At 69.5% G+C, this 16,638-nt stretch carries 14 protein-coding genes; 1 reads left to right on the forward strand and 13 read right to left on the reverse strand.

Going from position 1 to position 16,638, the window contains the following annotated elements:
• Window positions 1–6 precede the first annotated feature (6 nt).
• The 7 genes from hslU to trmFO form a co-directional block, all read right to left on the reverse strand.
• Complete coding sequence (gene hslU, locus D7V97_RS10980) at window positions 7–1,404, reverse strand: ATP-dependent protease ATPase subunit HslU (protein WP_120610564.1); 1,398 nt, start codon at window positions 1,402–1,404, stop codon at window positions 7–9.
• Window positions 1,405–1,416: 12 nt separating this feature from the next.
• Complete coding sequence (gene hslV, locus D7V97_RS10985; RefSeq protein WP_120610565.1) at window positions 1,417–1,944, reverse strand: ATP-dependent protease subunit HslV; 528 nt, start codon at window positions 1,942–1,944, stop codon at window positions 1,417–1,419.
• An 80-nt stretch (window positions 1,945–2,024) separates the two neighbouring features.
• A complete protein-coding gene (locus D7V97_RS10990; RefSeq protein ID WP_233582654.1) occupies window positions 2,025–2,414 on the reverse strand; it encodes a DUF1801 domain-containing protein in 390 nt (129 codons plus the stop codon).
• A gap of 24 nt (window positions 2,415–2,438) precedes the next feature.
• On the reverse strand, window positions 2,439–3,341 hold the full coding sequence (locus tag D7V97_RS10995) for a tyrosine recombinase XerC (RefSeq protein ID WP_120610566.1): 903 nt from the start codon (window positions 3,339–3,341) through the stop codon (window positions 2,439–2,441).
• Window positions 3,342–3,403: 62 nt separating this feature from the next.
• The gene (locus D7V97_RS11000) at window positions 3,404–5,674 is read right to left on the reverse strand and encodes a kinesin (RefSeq protein WP_120610567.1); all 2,271 of its coding nucleotides are present in this window, start codon (window positions 5,672–5,674) and stop codon (window positions 3,404–3,406) included.
• A gap of 113 nt (window positions 5,675–5,787) precedes the next feature.
• Window positions 5,788–7,410 carry a gliding motility protein gene (locus D7V97_RS11005; protein ID WP_120610568.1) on the reverse strand — a complete coding sequence of 541 codons (1,623 nt, stop codon included), beginning with the start codon at window positions 7,408–7,410 and terminating at the stop codon, window positions 5,788–5,790.
• On the reverse strand, window positions 7,407–8,792 hold the full coding sequence (gene trmFO / locus D7V97_RS11010) for a methylenetetrahydrofolate--tRNA-(uracil(54)-C(5))-methyltransferase (FADH(2)-oxidizing) TrmFO (RefSeq protein WP_120610569.1): 1,386 nt from the start codon (window positions 8,790–8,792) through the stop codon (window positions 7,407–7,409). Before trmFO ends, D7V97_RS11005 begins: the two co-directional genes overlap by 4 nt.
• 321 nt (window positions 8,793–9,113) lie before the next feature.
• Here trmFO and D7V97_RS11015 point away from each other — a divergent pair, with 321 nt between their 5' ends.
• Window positions 9,114–9,506 carry a TraR/DksA C4-type zinc finger protein gene (locus D7V97_RS11015; RefSeq protein ID WP_120610570.1) on the forward strand — a complete coding sequence of 131 codons (393 nt, stop codon included), beginning with the start codon at window positions 9,114–9,116 and terminating at the stop codon, window positions 9,504–9,506.
• A gap of 70 nt (window positions 9,507–9,576) precedes the next feature.
• Here D7V97_RS11015 and D7V97_RS11020 read toward each other — a convergent pair whose 3' ends face one another.
• The 6 genes from D7V97_RS11020 to D7V97_RS11045 all read right to left on the reverse strand — a co-directional run.
• Window positions 9,577–10,158: a biopolymer transporter ExbD gene (locus tag D7V97_RS11020; protein ID WP_120610571.1), complete on the reverse strand. Its 582-nt coding sequence runs from the start codon at window positions 10,156–10,158 to the stop codon at window positions 9,577–9,579.
• A 2-nt stretch (window positions 10,159–10,160) separates the two neighbouring features.
• Window positions 10,161–10,688, reverse strand: coding sequence for a biopolymer transporter ExbD (locus tag D7V97_RS11025; protein ID WP_120610572.1), 528 nt, complete (start codon window positions 10,686–10,688; stop codon window positions 10,161–10,163).
• A gap of 25 nt (window positions 10,689–10,713) precedes the next feature.
• On the reverse strand, window positions 10,714–11,466 hold the full coding sequence (locus tag D7V97_RS11030; RefSeq protein ID WP_120610573.1) for a MotA/TolQ/ExbB proton channel family protein: 753 nt from the start codon (window positions 11,464–11,466) through the stop codon (window positions 10,714–10,716).
• Window positions 11,467–11,629: 163 nt separating this feature from the next.
• Window positions 11,630–14,299, reverse strand: coding sequence for a type I DNA topoisomerase (topA, locus tag D7V97_RS11035; protein WP_368668897.1), 2,670 nt, complete (start codon window positions 14,297–14,299; stop codon window positions 11,630–11,632).
• Window positions 14,300–14,322: 23 nt separating this feature from the next.
• A complete protein-coding gene (locus D7V97_RS11040) occupies window positions 14,323–15,447 on the reverse strand; it encodes a DNA-processing protein DprA (protein ID WP_120610574.1) in 1,125 nt (374 codons plus the stop codon).
• A gap of 150 nt (window positions 15,448–15,597) precedes the next feature.
• On the reverse strand, window positions 15,598–16,638 hold a 1,041-nt coding region (locus D7V97_RS11045; RefSeq protein WP_233582655.1), incomplete at its 5' end, for a LysM peptidoglycan-binding domain-containing protein.

Consider the following 16,638-nt stretch of genomic DNA (forward strand, 5'->3'; position numbering starts at 1 on the left):
AGCGCGCTAGAGGATGTAGCGCGACAGGTCCTCGTCCTGGACGATGGCGGACAGGCGCTCGCGCACGTAGGCGCCGTCGACCTGGAAGTCGCGCGGCCCCATTTCGCTGGCGGTGAAGGACACGTCGTCCAGCAGGCGCTCCAGCACGGTGTGCAGGCGGCGGGCCCCGATGTTCTGCGTGCGGTCATTGGCCTGCTGCGCGATGCGCGCCAGCTCCGACACCGCGTCGTCCGTGAAGGACAGCCGCACGCCCTCCGTGGCGAGCAGCGCGGTGTACTGGCGGAGCAGCGAGTTCTTCGGCTCGCGCAGGATGCGCACCAGGTCGTCGCCGGACAGGGCCTCCAGTTCGACGCGGATGGGGAAGCGGCCCTGCAGCTCCGGGATGAGGTCCGAGGGCTTGGAGACGTGGAACGCGCCCGCGGCGATGAAGAGCATGTGATCCGTCTTCACCTGGCCGTACTTGGTGTTGACGGCGGAGCCCTCCACGATGGGCAGGATGTCGCGCTGGACGCCTTCGCGCGACACGTCCGGGCCACCACCGCCCTTGCCGCCCTCGCGGCTGGCGATCTTGTCGATCTCGTCGATGAAGACGATGCCGCTGGACTCGGCGCGCTGCACGGCCTCGCGTTGGACGCGGTCCGGATCCACCAGCTTCTGGGCCTCCTCCGCGCGGAGGATTTGCAGCGCTTCGGGCACGCGCACGCGGCGCTTCCGGGTGTTCTTCATCCCCGGCATGTTCTTGAACAGGTCCTGGAGGTTGACGCCGATCTCCTCCATGCCCTGGCCGCTGAAGTTGCGCATGAACGTGGGCGAGCTCTCGCTCGTCTCCACCTCTACATGCTGATCATCCAGCGTGCCTGCGCGCAGCTGGGCGCGCAGCTTCTCCCGCTCGCTGTCGCCCAGCGGGGACGGCGCGGTGGGCGGCGGGGGTGTGAAGCCGAAGGGCGGCGACGCGGACGGGCGGGAGGCGCCACCACCGCGCAGGAGCTCCATCAGCCGGTCCTCGGCCAGTTCCTCCGCGCGCGGCTTGACCTTCTCCGTCTCCTCCTCGCGCACGAGCGCGATGGCCGCCTCCACGAGGTCGCGGATCATCGACTCGACGTCGCGGCCCACGTAGCCGACCTCGGTGAACTTGGAGGCCTCCACCTTCACGAAGGGCGCCTGTGAAAGCTTCGCCAGCCGACGGGCGATCTCCGTCTTCCCCACGCCGGTGGGGCCGATCATGATGATGTTCTTCGGATAGATCTCATCGCGAAGATCGTCGGAGACCTGCTGACGGCGCCACCGGTTGCGCAGCGCGATGGCCACCGCGCGCTTGGCGTCGTTCTGCCCGACGATGTAGCGGTCCAGCTCGCTGACGACCTCGCGAGGCGTGAAGGCGGACAACTTGCGCGTTTCGGCCACGGGGCGGTCCTCTCAGAGCTCTTCGTAGGTGACGTTGGAGTTGGTGTAGACGCAGATGTCCGCGGCGATGGCCATGGCCTGCGTGCAGATGTCGCGGGCGGACATCTGCGTGTGCGCCTGCAGCGCGCGCGCGGCGGACAGCGCATAGGAGCCGCCGCTGCCGACGGCCGCGATGCCGTGGTCGGGTTCGATGACATCGCCCGCGCCGGAGAGGATGAACGTCTTCTCCTTGTCCGCGACGATGAGCAGCGCCTCCAGGCGGCGAAGGAAGCGGTCGGTGCGCCAGTCCTTCCCCAGCTCCACGCAGGCGCGCGTCAGGTTCTTCTGGTGCTCCTTGAACTTGGACTCGAAGCGCTCGAAGAGGGTGAAGGCGTCCGATGTGCTGCCGGCGAACCCGGCGACGATCTGCCCCTCTCCAATGCGGCGCACCTTGCGCGCCGTGTTCTTCATGATGGTCTTGTCGAGGCTGACCTGGCCGTCGCCCGCGATGACGACCTTCCCGTCGCGGCGAACGCAGAGGATGGTGGTGCCATGGAACATGGAGGGGGGTTTAACAAGCCCGCCCCTCCCCCACCAGCAAACACGGCCCGGCTGTCCGCTCCCTCACCGTCAGGGGGCGCTCAGGGGGCGGTGGCCTTCATCCACCGGCCCACCAGCTTCACCAGGGCGGCCTTCTTCGCCTTCACGTCCTTCGCGTCCTTCAGCGTGACGACGCCGCGATCCGGCGCGAGCCACTCCAACAGGCCCGAGTCGTCCTCGAACGCGAAGCCCGCCGTGTCCTTCACCTTCGCGCCCCGGTGGAAGATGACCTGGAAGATGCCCTTGGGTGCCAGGCGGAACGTCACCCGGTCGTCGCCGCCGTGGACGAAGCTGGGCGCCTTCCACTTGATGCGCTCGGTGATGGCCTTGTCGGAGGCCAGGATGGCCGCGCGCACGGCTTCGATCTCCGCCTTGAGCGGGTGCTCGAGCGCCGCCATGTGCTGCTCCACCTCGTCAGCCTGCTTCGCCATGAAGTGCCCCCTCTTCCGGCCACGTCACGCGCGCGGGTGCGCGGCGTCGTAGACCTCTTGCAGCTGCTCGAAGGTCACGTGGGTGTACTTCTGGGTGGTGGACAGGCTCGCGTGGCCCAGCAGCTCCTGGATGCTGCGGATGTCCGCTCCGCCGCCCAGCAGGTGCGTGGCGAACGAGTGGCGCATCGCGTGCGGGCTCACCTTGCGCGCCAGCGCGCACTGGAGCACGTACGCGTCCAGGTGCCTCGCGATGCTCCGGGGCGTCAGCCGGCCGCCGCGGAAGTTGAGGAACAGCGCGTCCGGATCCTGCCCCGCGTGCACCGTGGCCAGCAGCTCTCCGCGCCGCGCGAGATAGGCCTCCAGCGCGCGGATGGACCCCGCGTTGAGCGGGATGAGGCGCTCCTTGCTGCCCTTGCCCATCACCCGGACGATGCGGCTGCTTCGGTCCACGCCCAGCAGGTCCAGGCCGCACAGCTCGCTGATGCGCAGGCCGCCGCCGTAGAGCATCTCCAGGATGGCCTTGTCCCGAAGCCCCAGCACCGTGTCCAGGTCCGGCGCGTCGAGGATGGCGAACACCTCCTCCACCGGCAGCACCTTGGGCAGCGTCTTCGGCAGCTTGGGGCTCTTCACCAGCTTGGCGGGGCTCGCCGGCAGCAGCTTCTGCCGCACGAGGTACTTGTAGAACGACTTGATGCTCGCCAGCCGTCGCGCCCGGCTCGCGGGCGCGTGGTCCACGCTGAGCGTCCCCAGGTAGCCCCGGATGGCGGCGTGCGTGCCCGCCAGCAGCGACAGCTTCATCCGCTCCACGAGGTAGCGCTCATAGTCCACCAGGTCGATGAGGTAGTTGCGCACCGTGTGCGGTGACGCGTCCTTCTCCTCTTCCAGGTGGGCGCGGAACTTCTCCAGGAGCGGGGACAGGGTCGACATGGTCGGGGAGCCTAGGGGCCTCCCCGATCCTCGCAAGATTCACGTCGGCCCGCGAGCACACCCTACTTCGCGGGCGCCGGAGCCGGAGCGGCCGGAGTGGCGGTCCCGGCGGCGTCCGGCGTCCCCGGCAGCGCCGTCGGCACCAGCCGGGGCAGGAGCATCCGGCAGGTGTCGTCGGACAGCCAGTTGTACGTACACAGCCACTCCGTGACGGGCGTGCGCACCTGCCATCCCAGGACGAACAGGACGACCAGCGTGAGGCCCAGCCGGGCCCACGGCGACATGCTCTCGGCCTCGTCGTCGTCCTGCGCGTGGCGCAGCGCTCCGCGCACCAGGTCCGAGCGGTCCACGCGCGAGCCCTTGGGCAGCTTCGGCCGGCGGGTGATCAACCTCGCCACACCGGGGGTGAGGATGAGCCTGTCATTGAGCGCCCAGCCGGAGCCCTCCAGCAGCAGCGCCAGGTTGCGCCGCCGCAGCTTCATCCACCCGAGCAGCCCCGCGGGCGCCATCACCACGATGGCCAGGATGGTCGCCGCGGTGATGACGTCCACCAGCGTCAGCGACTTCACCTGCGTGAGGATGAACGCCAGCGCGGAGCCCAACGCCGCGAACGCGATGCCTCCCGCCGCGAGCACTCCCGCGAGGCCCGCTCCGGCGGGCGCGGCAGCAGGGGCCGCCGCGGGGGCCGCGGGGGGCGGCTGAGCCGTCACCGTCTGCTTGTAGCCCGTCTCCAGCGAGGCATTGAAATCCTTGTCCCCGGACGCCGCCAATCCCTCCACCTTGCTCGTGATGAACGAGCCGATGCGCATGAACGGCATCGTCATCGCTTCCCAGAGCGACACCGGCTGGCGGATGACCTGCGTGACGATGGCGTCGTGCTCCTTGCCGTCCACGTCGTAGAACACGCCGCGCTTGCCCACGACGAGGTCCGTGCTGCGGCCGGAGGTGACGGGCACCGCCACCTCGTAGCCGTCCGCGCCGTCCTTGGGCATCACCTTCACGTAGAGGATGCAGGTGGTCCCCTGCCCCGTCAGCGCCGAGTGCGACGCGCGATCCGTCACCAGCACCGACAGCGTGTACTTGCGCCCGCCCAGGATGAGCGAGCCCTTCTCCATCAGCGCCCGCATCCGGGGCAGGTACAGGCTGGGCATGCTGATGAAGTTGTTGGCGAACAACAGCAGCCAGCGCTGATACAGCACCAGCCGCTCCAGCTCCGCGATGACGTCCAGCGTGCCCTTGAGCGAAAGGTCCTCGCGGCTCGCGGACTCCAGCGCGTCCAGCTCCTCGTCCGACACCGTGGCCAGCGTGTCCGCCACCGCGTGCAGCGCGCTGCTGTCCCGTTTCGCCTGCCAGCCGAGGATGGCCTCCGCCTTCGCGGACAGCTCCCGCCACGCCGTATCCGTCAGCTTCACCCCGTCGCCCAGCAGCGGCGTCGCCACCTCCTGGTGGAAGGCCTCCAGCTTCTCGTAGCCGGGGCCGCGGTACAGCTTCGACCAGACGAGCACGCCCGACGGATCCGGCGCCGCGATGGGCAGCTCGCCCGCGGCCTTCCCCATCGCGCCCAGGTCACCGAGCGCCCCCTCCACCCGCTCCGCGCGCAGGCGCAGGCTGGCGGCGGCTTCCGGCTGCGCGGCCACCAGCCGGCACTGCACGAAGTAGCCGTCCAGCAGCGGCGCGACCTCGTGGACGCGCTTCGCCTGCTCCAGGCTCGTCGCGCCCCAGGTGAACACCGCGTCGCGTCCGGCCAGGTGCGCGAGCAGCGCGGTCCTCTCCGCGCGGAAGCGCTGCACCAGCGCGACGTCCACGCCCACCAGGCCCGCGCGGTTCGTCACCGCCGGGAAGGCCGCGATGATGGCCTGGGCCAGGGGCCGCAGCCGGTCCGGCAGCGACGTGGGCGCGATGATACCGTCCCCGTTCTTGCCCGCGTCTCGCAATGCCTTGTCGCTCGTCCGCAGCTGCTCCAGCGACAGGCGCGTGGTGTCCGTCGCCTGGAGCGTGCGCAGCACCAGCTCCGCCGCACCCTGCAGCTTGCTGGCCGTGGCAGAGAGCGCGGAGAGCTCCAGCACGTCGCTGCCCGCGTCCGCGCCCTTGCGGTCCGCCAGCCTCGCCGCCGTCCAGTCCACCGCGCCGCGCAGCTCCTCCACGCGGATGCGGTTGTTGCCGTCCGAGTCCATCAGCGAGAGGAAGCGCGGATCACACGCGATGCCCTCCAGCGGACACGCGAGCGCCATCCATTGCGTCGCGGGAATGCGCACCGCTTCGATGAGCGTGTTGAAGTCGGGGATGTCGACCTGGAGCGAACCACCGTAACGGCGATAGACGAGTTGTGGCATTGGCGGGGGAAGACAACACACCCGCCCCGAGTGTGCACGCCTCAACCCCAGCATCCGTGAAAGAAGGCGGAAAGAGGCGCCTGGCCCCTTCCCGCCCCCTGGTTCGCGCGCGACTACGGCGACGCGACGGCGGCGTACACGCCGGGGTTCTCCCCCTGGCCGATGATGTAGACGGCGCGCGCGTCGTCCTTGCCCGCGAAGTACGTCGGCACCTGCACGCCCTGGTCGAGCGTCTTCCGCGCGCCCGTCTTCACGTCGTAGACGGCCACGTCATAGGTGTCCGAGTCCATGCGCGCGTACGTCGCCAGCACGCGGGCCCCGTCGCTGGAGATCTTGTAGCTGAAGATGCCCTGCAGCCACGTCTTCGCCTCGGCCTGCCGCTGCTCCAGGTCCAGCGCCTTGAAGTCGCACGCGCGGCCGTTGCGGATGCAGTTGGTGCGGAACACCACCGCGCTGTTGTTCGGCGCGAAGCCATAGCCGAACACGCCCGGCTGCACCTTCTCCGCCTTCTCCTGCCCCAGCGCGTACAGCATCAGGTCCACGGAGAACACCGGCTTCACGAAGCGCGACAGGAACGCCACGTAGCGGCTGTCCGAACCCCACACGAAGTTGGGCACCCGGCTCCCCACGCGCTTGGGCGCGCCGTCCGGCAACGACGCCACGGTCATCGCGCCCGCGCGCGACGGCTGGTCGTACTTCTCCAGGAAGCCCACCGCCTTCGAGTCCGGCGCGAACGCCATCTCCTCCACCTGCTCGCCCACCTTGCGCCCCGGTCCACCGGACGCCGGGCCCACATACAGGTCGCCCAGCAGCTCCGGCTTGCCGTTCTCCGTGCGCGCCAGCCACTGGCCATCCGGCGAGAAGCCAAACACCTTCGTCCCCACCGCGAGCCGCTGGCCCTTCAGCGACGGCACCTCCGCGAGGAACAGGTCATACATGCCGCGCACGGCCTCGCTGCGCACCTGGTACGCCACGCGCTTGCCGTCCGACGACAGCTGGTAGTCGCCCACCTGATCCGCCAGCTTCTTCGGCGGCTCGTTGGCGCCCACCGTCACCGCCGCCAGCCCGCCCGCGGCCGACAGCCGGCGCTTGAAGAGCAGCGTCTTGCCATCCGGCGTGAACTGCGCGGTGCTCACCTCCGCCGCCACGTCCTGGAACGGCCCCTCCGGCAGCTTGCCCAGCTTCAGCACGCCGCCGTCGACGAAGGCCACGTTCGCGCCGTCCGGGCTGGGCAGCAGGTAGCTCACCGCCGAGCCCAGCTTCACCGGCTCCGCCGCCGCGTCCGTCAGTGCCAGCACGTGCAGCTCTCCCGACTGCGAGGCCGGGTTGTAGCCCGTCACGTACAGCAGGTGCCGCGAGTCCGAGGAGAACAGCAGGCTGCCCGGCACGTTCGTCACGCCGGCGCCCAATTCGCGCGGCTTCCCGCCCGCCACCGGCACCACGTACAGCGAGCCCACCAGCATCTGCGGCGGGATGCCGTCCAGCCGGGGCTTCTGGCCGTTGAGCAGGTACGTGGCGAACTGCCCGTCCGGAGACAGGCGCAGGTCCGCCGCGCGGCCCGCCGCGAGCTGCTGCCCCTGCCCGCCCACCACCGCCTTGCCCTTCGCCGCGCTGCGGACCGTGTCGTCCTTCGCGGCGCTGCGCTGGGACGGCGCCGCCGCGGCTCCGTCCTCGCCCTTCTTGCACCCCAGCACCGCCAGCAGGGCCACGAGGCCCACCATCCCAGGTCGCTTCATGCGCTCCTCTGTTCTTCCGTCGGGTCCGTCGCCTGCAGGGCGCCCAGCTCCGGGACACCCGCGTGTGGCAGCCATGCCGCCAGGTCCTGCTTCGCCCGCGCCGAGTAGGCCGCGCGCTTGTCCGCCTTCTTCATCCGCCCCGACAAGGGCGGGAACAGGCCGTAGATGACGTTGGTGGGCTGGTGCGGATGATCCGGCGGGTGCGCTTCGCCCGTCACGTGCCGGTACAGCGAGCCCAACGCCGTCGTCGCCGGAGGTGGCGTGAACGTCGTCCCGGTGAGGCGCGCGTGCACCGCCAGCGCCACCAGGTAGCCGCACGCCGCGCTCTCCACGTAGCCCTCCACGCCCGTCACCTGCCCCGCGAAGAACACCCGACGCTCCGTCTTCAGCGACAGGTCCTCCGCCAGCAGGCGCGGCGAGTCGATGAACGTGTTGCGGTGGATCTGCCCCATCCGCAGGAACTCCGCGTTCTGGAGGCCCGGGATGCAGGACATGAAGATGCGCTTCTGCTCGCCCCACGTCAGGCGCGTCTGGAAGCCCACCATGTTCCAGGCCGTGCCCGCCTTGTCCTCCATGCGCAGCTGCACCACCGCGTACGGGTCCTTCCCCGAGCGCGGATCCTTCAAGCCCACCGGCTTGAGCGGCCCGAAGGCCAGCGTGTCGTCTCCGCGCTCCGCCATCACTTCAATGGGCAGACACCCTTCGAAGTATTTCGGTTCCTCGAAGCTGTGCGGCACCAGCTTCTGGCCAGCCTTCACCTCGTTGACGAAGCGGTAGTACTCGTCCCGGTTCATCGGCAGGTTGAGGTAGTCGTCCCCGCCGCCCTTGCCGTAGCGGCTCTGGCGGAACGCCACCTCCATGTCGATGGAGTCCCCGGACAGGATGGGCGCGATGGAGTCGTAGAAGTAGAGCTTCGTGCCCACGTGGCGCTCCAGCTCCGCCGTGAGCGCGTCCGACGTCAGCGGCCCCGTCGCCACCACCACCACGCCGTCCTCCGGCAGGCGCTCCACCTCGCCCGCCACCACCTCCACGCCCGCGCCGGACTGGAGCCGGGTGGTGATCTCCCGCGAGAAGCCCTCGCGCTCCACCGCCAGCGCGTCGCCCGCGGGCACGCGGTGCAGGTCCGCGCTGGAAAGCACCAGCGAGCCCAGCGCGCGCAGTTCGGCGTGCAGCAGGCCAATGGCGCTCTCCGGGTTGTCCGAGCGCAGCGAGTTGCTGCACACCAGCTCCGCGAGCGCGTCCGACTTGTGCGCCGGGGACCGCTTGTGCGGCTTCATCTCCCGCAGCACCACCGGCACGCCACGCCGCGCGAGCTGGTACGCGCACTCGGTCCCCGCCAGCCCTCCGCCAATCACCGTCACCCGCTGCTTCACGTCCGACATGCAACCTCCCAAGCCCGGTACTTGCCGGTGCCCCGGTGCCAGGGCGACCACCGCGCCCCTGTTAGCAGGAAGGCCGCGCCCTTTCCCAGCCGCGAAAGCAGCGCGTCAACCCCGCGTCTTCTTTTCGTTTCCGCGTGCCTGCCCCCACGGGCCACGCCCGCACGCCTGCCCTGCGTCCCGTCAGGCGTGCGGAGAGGGCAGGCGAGGTTTCCCCACCTGGGATCCAACCCTAGGTTTCTCGCGGTCTTCGCTCCGGGACGCCACACGTTTTCCGGCAGCGAGCGCCGTTCAACCTTGAACCGGGATGGGAGTGACGCCGCCATGAGCCGAACCGACGACTTGCTGATGATCCGTGAGCTTCTCCAGAAGCGTCGCAAGACCACCGAGGACGCCCAGGCGGGCGCTCGCCGCGAGCTGGCCGCGCTCAAGGACCAGGAGCGCGATCCCGAGTACGAGGAGCAGGCGCAGGCGGAGCTGGCGGACTACACCCTCTCCACGCTCATCGAAGCGCAGCGGCGGGAGATCATGCTGATCGACGCCGCGCTGCGCCGCATGGACACGGACGTGTTCGGCGAGTGCGTGGACTGCGGCAATGAGATCTCGCTGGATCGGCTGGAGGCCATGCCCTTCGCCATCCGCTGCGAGGAAGACGCGGCCCTCCACGAGCAGGAGACGCGGGACGCCGCGCGGCACGTGGGCAGCCTGTCCCTCTAGCGAAACCACCAGGCCCTCCCCCGTGCGTCCATCCCGCGCGGGGGAGTCGTGCATCCTGGCGTCGCGCCGCCTACTCCGCGTCGCGCTGGAGCACGATGAAGCGGTAGTTCTCCAGCTCGTTCTGACCCGCCGTGTAGAGCACCGTGATCAGCAGGTCGTACGGCACCATCTTGTCCGCGATGACGGACAGCTCGTGGCTGAACGGCGCCGCCGGGTTGCGCGCGGCGATGAACTTGAGCTTCGCCACTTCCTTCTTCAGCTGATCATCCAGCCCCAGCACCAGCCGGCCCTGGAGCTGCTCGATCGGGATGCGGCCGTCCATCAGGCGCACCACCTCGCGATCCCCCACGAGGATGTTCTTGGGGGTGATGGTGATGGCCACCGTGTCCTTCGGCGTCGCGCGCGTGGAGGACACCGGCGGGCGGACGTCCTCGGACGCGGTGATGGCCGCGGAGGACGACGCGAAGGACTTCAGGAGGAACACCAGGATGATGGTCATCATGTCCATCATCGCGGTGATGTTGAGCTCCTTCACCTCCGTGGCGGCCTCACGCTCCTTGCGCTTCTTGCGCGTGAGGGCCCGGCGGTAGCGCATGCGCGCGAGCTGCTCGGCTTCGGCGGCGGTCGGGGGCGCGGGTTCGGAAACGGACATGGCTACAGGGTGCCCAGGGTGACGTCGGGGAACAGCAGCTTGCGCTCGGTGGGCCCTGGCGTCTCACGCAGGGCATCCATCGTCTGGATCAGCGCGTCGTAGGGGATGTCCGGATCCGCCGCCACGATGACCTTCGTCTCCTGCGGGAACTCCGCCTTGAGCTCCACCATGCGCGCGTTGAGCGCCGCGTAGTCGTGGCTGCCGTCCGCGCGCACCGGCACGGTGGGAGCCCCGGGCTCCAGGGGCGCGGCCTTCGCGCTGTTGCTCCGGACGAAGAGCCCCTTGTGGGAGATGAGCACCGACAGCATCAGCTTGGGCGCGTCCGCGTCCGCCTGGCCCGCGCTGGCGGCGGCCCCGCCGTACGCGGGCGCGTTCACGTTGAGCGCGCCGAAGGCCGTGAGGCCCGTGATCGACAGCAGCATGAAGATGATGAGGTTCATGAGGATGTCGAGGTACGGGACGATGTTCAGCTCGCCCCCCTCTTCCTCTTCCCTCGGCTTCAGCTTGCGGCGGGAGTAGTAGAACGCCATTCGGTTGTCCGGAGGCTGGCGTGGACTACGAGGCCGCCCGGACGTCGTCGTCCGCCGGAACCACTTCCAGCGAGCCGCGCCGCGACAGCAGGTTCTCCAGCTTCAGCGCGTTGAGCTCCACGCTCTCCACCATGTTCTTCGCGTAGGTGCTGAAGAACAGGTGCGCCACGATGCAGAGGACGGCGATGGAGAGGCCGAAGCCCGTGTTGTACATGGCCTCCGAGATGCCGTTGGAGAGCAGCGCCTGCTTCTGCTCCGCCGGCACGTTGCCCAGCGCGCGGAAGGTGCCGATGAGGCCCACGATGGTGCCGACCAGGCCCACCAGCGTCGCGATGTTCGCGAGCGACCACAGCCACTGCACCCGGCGGGACACGTGCGGCGTGTACTCCGCCAGCGCCTCCTCCACGGCCTTGGCCACTTCCAGCTCACCGCGGTTCGCGTTGATGAGCCCCGCGCGGATGACGCGGGCCAGCGGCGAGCGCGGCGCCATGCCGCAGAACTTCACCGCGCGGTCCAGGTTCCCGCTGCGGACCATCTTGTGGACCTGTTCGATGAACGCGACCGCGTTGAGCCGGTAGCGGTACAGCAGCGTCACCGCGCGCTCCCCGATGACGGCCACCGAGGCGGCCAGCCAGAACAGGTTCACGAACATGAACGGACCGCCGGCCTTGAACGCGCCGACGATGAAATCCCCCAGACCTCCGGAGGAAGCATGGCCGGCCGCGGGAGCTGCCTCGGCCAACACCATGCTCAGCAACTCGTTCACGGGGGGATTCATCGCGGATTGCGTCCTTTCGCTGCCCCCCGCGCGCACCCCTGCCGGGAACAGGCAGGGGCTTGCGATCACGGGCCGGGAGCAATCCGGACTTGTAGGGCTTCGCCGCCGAGGGTGTCAAGCCAGGGGGGCCAAGCCACCCCCCTGGAATGACTGGGGTTTCCGCTCAGCTCACGGAAGGAGCCGGGGGAGCGACCGCTGCCCCGGCAGCTCCAGCGAGCGCCTCCGGGGGAGCCCCAGAGGAGCCCTGCGCGGAGCCCTCCGCGGCGACGCCGGGCAGGCCCTGCTCCACCACCTCGCGGCGGTAGTCGCATTCCTTGTTCGGGCAGGCGATGTAGGCGCCGTCCCGCTTGGAGTACTTCTGCAGCAGGTAGGGCGACGCGCACTGCGGGCACGCCTCCGCGAGCGGCCGGTCCCACGCGGCGAACTTGCACTCCGGATACCGGTTGCAGCCGAAGAAGATCTTCCCGCGTCCGCTGCGGCGCTCGGTGAGGTAGCCCACCTTGCACTCCGGGCACGACACGCCGATGGAGATGGGCTTGGACGTCTTGCAGTCCGGGTAGCCCGAGCACGCCATGAAGCGCCCGAACCGGCCGCGCTTGATCACCATGGGCTTGGCGCACTTCTCGCACTTCTCGTCCGTGGTCTCCTCCTCCACGATGACGATCTTCCCCTCGGCGTCCCGCTTGAAGTCCTTGGTGTTCTTGCAGTCGGGGTAGTTCGAGCAGGCGAGGAAGTGGCCCATCTTCCCGAACTTGATGACGAACGGGTTGCCGCACTTCTCGCACGCGATGTCGGTCTTGATCTCCTCGCGCTTGACGTCGCGCATCTCCGCTTCGGCCTTCTCCAAGGTCTCCTTGAAGGGGCCGTAGAAGTCGTGCAGCACCGTCTTCCAGCTCGCGCCGCCATCCGAGATCTGGTCGAGCTTCTCCTCCATGCTGGCCGTGAACGACACGTCCAGCTCATGGGGGAAGTGCTTCACCAGCAGCTCGTTGGTCATCTGCCCCAGGTCCGTGGGACGGAAGCGGCTCTCCAGCTTCTCCACGTACTTCTTGTCCTGGATGTTGGAGAGGATGGCCGCGTACGTGGACGGACGCCCGATGCCGCGCTCCTCCAGCTCCTTCACCAGCGTGGCCTCGCTGAAGCGCGGGGGCGGCTGGGTGAAGTGCTGCTCGTTGAGCAGCTTGTGCAGGGCCAGCACCTCGCCCTCGTTGAGGGGCGGCAGCTCTCCCACCACGTCCTCGGCGCCCTCTTCACCGGCGGCCTTGGCCTTGTCGCGCTCGGACTCCTCTTCCGGCGTGAGGCCGGCGCCGTAGACGCCCAGGTAGCCGGGGAACTTCAGGGTGCTGCCGGACGCGCGGAAGGTGGCGCGGCCCGCGGTGATGTCCGCGGCCGTCTGGTCATACACGGCGGGCTTCATCTGGCACGCGACGAAGCGGTTCCAGATGAGCTCGTACAGCCGGAACATGTCCGACTCGTCCATCGCGTCGAAGAAGGGACGCACGCGCTCGGGCGGGTACTCCAGCGACGTGGGCCGGATGGCCTCGTGCGCGTCCTGGGCGCTCTTGCGGCTCTTGTAGACCATGGGCTCCGGCGGGAGGTAGTCCGCGCCGTACTTCTGCCCGATGAACTCGCGCACCTGCGTCACGGCGTCGTCCGACAGACGCGTGGAGTCCGTACGCATGTACGTGATGAGCGCCGTCTGGCCCTCTTCACCCAGCGGCACGCCTTCGTACAGCTTCTGCGCCAGCGTCATCGTCTTCTTGGCGGTGAAGTGCAGCCGGTTCGCCGCCTCCTGCTGGAGCTTGGACGTGATGAAGGGCGCGGGCGCGTTGCGGCGGCGCTCCTTGCGGTCCACCTTGGTCACCGTGAAGGGCGCGTCCTTGAGTTCCGCGACGAGCCCGTCGGTGGTGGCGCGGTCCTTCAGCTCCACCTTCTTGCCGTCCACGCGGGACAGCTTCGCCTTGAAGGGCGGCGGCCCCTGCGGGCCCTGCACCAGCGCGTCGAGCGTCCAGTACTCCTCGGGCGTGAAGGCCTTGATCTCCGCCTCGCGCTCCACGATGAGGCGCACCGCCACGGACTGCACGCGGCCGGCGGACAGGCCCCGGCGGATCTTCTTCCAGAGCAGCGGCGAGATTTGATAGCCGACGAGCCGGTCCAGGATGCGCCGGGTCTGCTGCGAGTCGTAGTTGTCCTGGTTGAGCTCGCGCGGATTGGCGATGGCTTCCTGCACCGCCTTCTTGGTGATCTCGTTGAAGGTCACCCGCAGGGAGTCCGGGTGGGCCAGCTCCTCCTTGATGTGCCAGGCGATGGCCTCGCCCTCGCGGTCGGGGTCCGTCGCGAGGAACACGCGGTCCACCGTCCTGGCCGTCTTCTTCAGCTCGTTGAGGACCTTCTCCTTGCCCTTGATGACCGTGTACTCGGGCTTGAAGTCGTGCTCGACGTCGACGCCAATCTTGCTCTTGGGCAGATCCTTCACGTGCCCCACGGAGGCCTTCACCGTGTAGCCAGAGCCCAGGTACTTCTTGATCGTCTTGGCCTTGGCGGGCGACTCCACCACCACCAGGTAGTGCGGGCCCTTGCCACGGCGCTCGGGGACTTCTTCCACTTCGTCCGCGTCCGCGTCCACGGTGGGCAGTTCCTCGCCGTCCGCGCCACGGCGGCGGGCCGCCGTCTTCTTCTTGGCCGTGGCCTTCTTCGCCGCCGTCTTCTTCTTGGCGGGTGCCTTCTTGGCGGGCGCCTTCTTGGCAGCCGGCTTCTTGGAGGCCGCCTTCTTGGGCGTCTCCTCCGCCGCCGCTTCCGTCTGCGCCGCCTGTGTCTTCTTCCGCGTGGCCATGGCTCTCCTACCTCGGACTGCCTTCAAACCTTCTCGTACCGTTTACCCGGGTGCTGGACCACCAGCCCCGACAATTCCAACTCCACCAGGGCGCTCGTGAGCGCGGCGGGGGACAGCGGGCTGCCGGCGAGCACCTCGTCAAAAGACCGGGGAACCCTGTCCAACAGCCCATAAGCCCCGCGCGCTTCCACCGACAGCGCCTCCCACCAACCTCCTTCACGCCCCGCGGGCACCGCCCGGCCGGGATGAACGCCCACCACCGCGCAGATCGCTTCGGCGGACGTGCATGCCCGGGCCCGTCCGTCCGCCAGCAGGGCGTTGCAACCCGCCGCCGCCGGTTGCCAGACATCCCCGGGAAGCGCGAACACCGGACGGCCCTGCGCCCGGGCCGCGTCCGCCGTGTACAGGCTCCCGGATTCCAGCCCGGCCCGCATCACCAGCACCGCATCCGACGCGCCAGCGATGAGTCGGTTGCGCCGGGGGAAGGTCGTCGTGCTCGCCCGGACACCGGGCGGCAGCTCGCTGAAGAACACCCCGCCCCGCTCCAGGAAATGGGGCAGCAGGCGGGCCTGGGCCGGGTCCAGCTGGTCCAACGCCGACCCCAGGAAGGCCCACGTCTCCCCACCCGCATCCAGCGCGCCCCAGTGGCATGCGCGATCCACACCCTCCGCCGCGCCCGACACCACGCCCACACCCGCCTCCGACACCTTCCGGGCGAACGTGCGCGCGAACGGCAGGAAGCCCTGGTCGGGGTGACGGCTGCCCACCATCGCCAGCCGGCGCCGGGGCGGACCGGGCTCTCCCCGGTAGAACAGGAGCGGGGGCGCGTCCTCCAGGCCCACCAGCCGCGCGGGATGGGCCGGCGTGCCCGCGAAGGCCACCCGGATGCCCGCCACGGCGCAGGCGGACTCCACCTGGGAGGCCACGTCGTCCAGCGATGCGACGGTCGCGAGCCGCTGCCGGACGGCCGAGGGCACCGGGACGTCGGACACCCAGTCCCGCACGGGGGTGGACGCGAGGCGGGTCAGCTCTCCCCCGGCGAACGCACGCACCGCCGCCAACGTCCGGGGCCCCAGGCCAGGGACGGCCCAGAGCGCCAGGCAGGCGCGGTGTTCCCCGGTGAGTGTGCCCGTGTCGGTGTCTGCCATACCCGTCCCCCGCCTGTTTCCCACCTATATAGAGGTGGACCCGGGAGGGGCGTGACACATAACACCGGAACATCGGTGGTCAAGCGGCCCGCCCATCCGTGGCGGGCCGGAATGCAGCTTTCCTGCCGGTTCCGAGCCGCGGGTTGGCGACTAGCGGCTGGCCGTGGGGGCCCCATCCTTGCGCATGATGGCGCGGTCGCCCGCGGATACCTCCACCAGGGACCGGGTGAGGATGCAGTTGGAGGTCCGCTCGCGCACCTCGGTGACCATGCACTGCGCGACACCCTCCCACGGGTAGGCGCCCTGCTTGCTCTTGCCCACGTCGCCCATCCGGACGTCGCTGCGGCCGAGCACGTCGAGGCTGGGGTCGCCCTTGCGCTCGATGGTGAAGACGTTGCCCACCTGGACGCCGTCCGCGGTGCCGCGGTCCACGACGATGAAGTGGTGCTCCCCCATGAGCGTCTGGCCCGCCGTCATCGGCGTCAGCACGTAGCCGGGGATCTCCTTGGCGTTGGGCTTGGGGGAGACGCGCTCCGACAGCCGCTCGCTGGACGGACCCACGTAGTTGCCGCGCTCGATGGGGTCCCACGTCTCCGTGATGCGCGCGGTCACGATGTCGTTGTTGATGGCGACGACCTGCACCGTGCCCAGCAGCTCCGTGAGGAACCCGGCGCGGGCGCCGGTCACCGGGTGCTTCACCGGCTCCACGGTGTGGAAGATGACGTAGCGGTCCCCCACCTTGGCGGCCCCGCGCTTCTTGAAGCGCAGGTAGACCTTCTCCGGGGCCGACAGCATCAGCGCCTCGGAGGTGGAGCCTTCGATGCGGCCCGCCTCGTCCAGCTCCTTCGCCGTCACGAAGCCCTTGGTCGTCACGGGGCGCGAGCTGGACGGGTCGTAGCCGATCTTGCCCACCACGGACACCAGGCTGCCGCCGCTCACGTCCTGGGGCGCCTGCACGTCGTCGGAGGGCAGGTCGCCCGCCTCCACGCGCGAGGGCACTTCCTCACCGCCCGGGAAGAACTTCACGTTGTTGCCCGGGTAGATCCAGTGCGGGTTCGCGATCTGCGGGTTGTAGGACCAGACCTTGGGCCAGTACCAGGGGCTGCCCAGGTAGCGCTGGGACAGGTCCCACAGCGTGTCGCCGCCCTCCACGGTGTGCACCTGGCCGGGGGCGCTGTCGCGGCCCTGGGG

Source organism: Corallococcus sp. CA053C (genome assembly GCF_003611675.1).
GTDB lineage: Bacteria > Myxococcota > Myxococcia > Myxococcales > Myxococcaceae > Corallococcus.

Excerpts from the sequence above, each read along its gene's own strand:
- hslV (WP_120610565.1), bottom strand. The coding sequence starts at position 1,944 with ATGTTCCATGGCACCACCATCCTCTGCGTTCGCCGCGACGGGAAGGTC.
- D7V97_RS10990 (WP_233582654.1), bottom strand. The coding sequence starts at position 2,414 with ATGGCGAAGCAGGCTGACGAGGTGGAGCAGCACATGGCGGCGCTCGAG.
- D7V97_RS10995 (WP_120610566.1), bottom strand. The coding sequence starts at position 3,341 with ATGTCGACCCTGTCCCCGCTCCTGGAGAAGTTCCGCGCCCACCTGGAA.
- D7V97_RS11000 (WP_120610567.1), bottom strand. The coding sequence starts at position 5,674 with ATGCCACAACTCGTCTATCGCCGTTACGGTGGTTCGCTCCAGGTCGAC.
- D7V97_RS11005 (WP_120610568.1), bottom strand. The coding sequence starts at position 7,410 with ATGAAGCGACCTGGGATGGTGGGCCTCGTGGCCCTGCTGGCGGTGCTG.
- trmFO (WP_120610569.1), bottom strand. The coding sequence starts at position 8,792 with ATGTCGGACGTGAAGCAGCGGGTGACGGTGATTGGCGGAGGGCTGGCG.
- D7V97_RS11015 (WP_120610570.1), top strand. The coding sequence starts at position 9,114 with ATGAGCCGAACCGACGACTTGCTGATGATCCGTGAGCTTCTCCAGAAG.
- D7V97_RS11020 (WP_120610571.1), bottom strand. The coding sequence starts at position 10,158 with ATGTCCGTTTCCGAACCCGCGCCCCCGACCGCCGCCGAAGCCGAGCAG.
- D7V97_RS11025 (WP_120610572.1), bottom strand. The coding sequence starts at position 10,688 with ATGGCGTTCTACTACTCCCGCCGCAAGCTGAAGCCGAGGGAAGAGGAA.
- D7V97_RS11030 (WP_120610573.1), bottom strand. The coding sequence starts at position 11,466 with ATGAATCCCCCCGTGAACGAGTTGCTGAGCATGGTGTTGGCCGAGGCA.
- topA (WP_368668897.1), bottom strand. The coding sequence starts at position 14,299 with ATGGCCACGCGGAAGAAGACACAGGCGGCGCAGACGGAAGCGGCGGCG.
- D7V97_RS11040 (WP_120610574.1), bottom strand. The coding sequence starts at position 15,447 with ATGGCAGACACCGACACGGGCACACTCACCGGGGAACACCGCGCCTGC.